This is a genomic window from Escherichia sp. WS547, assembly GCF_046486065.1.
Classification (GTDB): Bacteria; Pseudomonadota; Gammaproteobacteria; order Enterobacterales; family Enterobacteriaceae; genus Escherichia; species Escherichia coli.
This window is the reverse complement of record NZ_JBJQMA010000063.1, coordinates 1-572: the sequence shown is the minus strand read 5'-3', so window position 1 is coordinate 572 and position 572 is coordinate 1. Positions and strand designations below refer to the sequence as shown.

Genomic DNA, 572 nt, shown 5'->3' with positions numbered 1-572 from the left:
TACATTCCGGAACCAGAGCGTGCGATTGACAAGCCGTTCCTGCTGCCGATCGAAGACGTATTCTCCATCTCCGGTCGTGGTACCGTTGTTACCGGTCGTGTAGAACGCGGTATCATCAAAGTTGGTGAAGAAGTTGAAATCGTTGGTATCAAAGAGACTCAGAAGTCTACCTGTACTGGCGTTGAAATGTTCCGCAAACTGCTGGACGAAGGCCGTGCTGGTGAGAACGTAGGTGTTCTGCTGCGTGGTATCAAACGTGAAGAAATCGAACGTGGTCAGGTACTGGCTAAGCCGGGCACCATCAAGCCGCACACCAAGTTCGAATCTGAAGTGTACATTCTGTCCAAAGATGAAGGCGGCCGTCATACTCCGTTCTTCAAAGGCTACCGTCCGCAGTTCTACTTCCGTACTACTGACGTGACTGGTACCATCGAACTGCCGGAAGGCGTAGAGATGGTAATGCCGGGCGACAACATCAAAATGGTTGTTACCCTGATCCACCCGATCGCGATGGACGACGGTCTGCGTTTCGCAATCCGTGAAGGCGGCCGTACCGTTGGCGCGGGCGTTGT

The 572-nt window shown here is 53.1% G+C and carries 1 protein-coding gene; it reads left to right on the top strand.

What is annotated here, in order from left to right; genetic code table 11:
* Positions 1-572: EF-Tu/IF-2/RF-3 family GTPase (locus tag ACJHWK_RS23925; RefSeq protein ID WP_045147895.1), on the top strand; the 572-nt coding region annotated here is incomplete at both ends.